The sequence below is a fragment of the Staphylococcus sp. AC872 genome (genome assembly GCF_979255425.1).
This window is the reverse complement of sequence record NZ_CEEDKW010000018.1, coordinates 1-2896: the sequence shown is the minus strand read 5'-3', so window position 1 is coordinate 2896 and position 2896 is coordinate 1. Positions and strand designations below refer to the sequence as shown.

The 2896-nt window shown below is 28.0% G+C and carries 4 protein-coding genes and 1 pseudogene; all 5 read left to right on the top strand.

Annotated elements, in window-relative coordinates:
* Positions 1 to 246 (top strand): annotated as a pseudogene (locus tag ACZ267_RS12695) (NADP-dependent phosphogluconate dehydrogenase); the annotation flags it as partial.
* Positions 247 to 309: 63 nt separating this feature from the next.
* Positions 310 to 1770: a glucose-6-phosphate dehydrogenase gene (gene zwf, locus ACZ267_RS12690; protein ID WP_002449615.1), complete on the top strand. Its 1461-nt coding sequence runs from the start codon at positions 310 to 312 to the stop codon at positions 1768 to 1770.
* Positions 1771 to 1808: 38 nt separating this feature from the next.
* Positions 1809 to 1922: an NAD(P)H-dependent oxidoreductase gene (locus ACZ267_RS12685; protein WP_015387320.1), complete on the top strand. Its 114-nt coding sequence runs from the start codon at positions 1809 to 1811 to the stop codon at positions 1920 to 1922.
* On the top strand, positions 1897 to 2418 hold the full coding sequence (locus tag ACZ267_RS12680) for an NAD(P)H-dependent oxidoreductase (protein ID WP_015387321.1): 522 nt from the start codon (positions 1897 to 1899) through the stop codon (positions 2416 to 2418). Before ACZ267_RS12685 ends, ACZ267_RS12680 begins: the two co-directional genes overlap by 26 nt.
* Before the next feature lie 187 nt (positions 2419 to 2605).
* A complete protein-coding gene (locus ACZ267_RS12675; RefSeq protein ID WP_015387322.1) occupies positions 2606 to 2806 on the top strand; it encodes a hypothetical protein in 201 nt (66 codons plus the stop codon).
* Positions 2807 to 2896: the final 90 nt, after the last annotated feature.

The window sequence follows — 2896 nt, the reverse complement described above, 5'->3', positions numbered from 1 at the left end:
TTAGATCCATACTTCAAAAATATTGTTACAGATTACCAAGATGCATTAAGAGACGTCGTAGCAACAGGCGTTAAAAACGGTGTACCGACACCAGGATTCTCTGCAAGTGTGAACTACTATGATAGTTATCGTTCTGAAGATTTGTCAGCTAATCTTATCCAAGCACAACGTGACTATTTTGGTGCACATACTTATGAACGTAAAGACCGTGAAGGTGTGTTCCACACACAATGGGATGAAGAGTAATATAATTACTGTTACGGAATGAAAACCAGAAACTAGCTAATCAAGTAAAAGGGGGGAACTGCTTTGGATAAAAATTTATCATCATTAATAACAATATTTGGCGGAACAGGAGATTTAAGTTACAGGAAATTGCTACCTTCTATTTTTAATCTTTATAAAAAGGGTCACTTTAAGAAATTAGTTATCATTTCTACGGGTTTAGAGGATATAAGTGATGAAGAATATAGAAGTAAAGTAAAACAAATTTTATTAAGCCAAGAAAATTTTGAAATGGTGAACTTATTTTTAGATAACATATTTTACTTTCAACAAAATGTTGAAGATAAAACAAGTTGGAATAAATTAAAGGAACTTTCCAATGATATTGATAAAAAATATTGTTTGGATGGCAATAGATTATTTTACTTAGCAATGAATCCTCAATTTTTTAAAATTATAACTCAAAGCATAAGCCAATCAGGTCTTTCTGATACAAATGGATTTTCAAGATTAATAATAGAAAAACCATTTGGAAAAGATTTGAAATCTGCCGAAGACTTAAATAAACACATAAGACAGTATTTTAAAGAAGAAGAAATATTTAGAATAGATCATTATCTAGGTAAAGAGATGGTGCAAAATATTGAATCTTTACGTTTTGGTAATACAATATTTGAACCATTGTGGAACAACAAGTATATATCAAATGTTCAAATAACTCTATCGGAAACTTTAGGCATTGAAGATAGAGGCCAATACTATGATTCTACAGGAGCGCTTAAAGATATGGTGCAAAATCATGCACTACAAATACTTACTCTTATTGCTATGGAGAAACCCGAAAGCAGAAATAGTAAAGATATTAGACTAAAAAAAATCGAACTTTTAAACAATATAAAATTTTTGAAAGGGGCTGATGTACACAAATATTTTGTTAGAGGACAATATATTAATGGTATTATTAATGAAACTCCGATAATGTCATATCATGAAGAAAAAGGTGTTAATAGTGATTCAACAACAGAAACATTTGTAGCAGGGAAATTACTCATTAATAATGATAGATGGAAAGGGACACCGTTTTATATTCGTACAGGAAAGCGTTTAAATAAAAAAGCAATAGAAGTTGTTATAGAATTTAAAAAATTAAATAGTAAATTAATCTATGAAAATGATAATGAAGATGTTGATTGTAATTTAATGGTAATAAATATAGAACCTAATGCCCAAATATCACTATATATTTATGAAAATAAATCAACTAGAAATAATAGAAACCATAATATACAAATCTATAACTTAATAGATAAAAAACAAGTAGTGGATGCTTATGAATCACTTATATGTGATGCTTTAATAGGAAATCAAACTAATTTTGTACATTGGGAAGAACTTAAACATTCATGGGAATTTATAGATTATATAAGTACTGAATGGAAAAAATCTAACGTAACAATACCACAGTATAAACCAGGAAGTTTTGGACCTAAAGAAAGTGATCAATTACTTAAACAAGATAACTTTGAATGGTGGAATAATCTATAAAACGTAAATATTGCAAAACACTATATAGGAGAAGTTAAATGAATATTCTAATAGTATATGCGCACCCTGAACCTCAATCTTTTAATAGTAAACTTAAAGATATTGCACAAACAGTATTGAAGGAGAATGGTAATAATTGTCGTTGTATCTGATTTGTATAAAATGAATTTTAACCCTGTTGCTCAAAAATCTGATTTTAAATATTTAAAAAATAATAACTTTTTTAAATATCCTATAGAACAAGAGCATTCTTACAAAAATAATATATTAAGTAAGGAAATTAAATCTGAATTAAGCAAACTATTGTGGGCGGATATTATTATTTTTCAATTCCCTTTATGGTGGTCGAGTGTTCCTGCAATATTAAAAGGATGGTTTGATAAAGTTTTAATATATGGAGGGATTTATGGAGGGGCATATGGGAAGTTTAAGAACGCCAGATTATCTAATAAAAAAGCTATTATAAGTACAACAACTGGTTCATCAGGAGATATACACAAACAAGTACTATTTCACATTAGTCATGGAATAGTTGAATATACTGGAATGCAATGTTTAGATACATTAATCGCATATGAAATTGATAAAGATCAAAATAGTAGAGATGAGTATATAGAATTTTTTAAAAACAAAATAAAGTATATTTAACCAAATTGAAATACGGAGTAGAGAAATAAAAAAGCTAAGTCATTGATTTATTAAAGCATAAAACACTTGTATGGGCTATTATAGGGAAGTATTCTCAGAATGTGTTAAAAATATTATTAAACCAGAAGACACAGTAATTAATTTAAAATGTGGTTTTTCAAAATAATTTGGAAAGGAGTTTTTGTTTGTGATAATAGAGCAATTAAAACAAGAATTAGAATTAAATACAGTAAATAGTATAGAAGTTTATTTTCATTCTGGAGATTCAGTAATTGCAAGAAAAATAGACTATTCACAAAGTTCTGAAAAAATTATTAAAGTACTTAATCCAGTGCCTATGTATATTAATTTAGAAAATGTAACATACATTCAGTTAAGAGAAATGTAATAATGTAGATAGCATGGTTCTGTTGCAAAGTAAAAAAATATAGCTAACCACTAATTTATCATGTCAGTGTTCGCTTAACTTGCTAGCATG

Excerpts from the sequence above, each read along its gene's own strand:
- ACZ267_RS12685 (WP_015387320.1), top strand. The coding sequence starts at position 1,809 with ATGAATATTCTAATAGTATATGCGCACCCTGAACCTCAATCTTTTAAT.
- ACZ267_RS12680 (WP_015387321.1), top strand. The coding sequence starts at position 1,897 with ATGGTAATAATTGTCGTTGTATCTGATTTGTATAAAATGAATTTTAAC.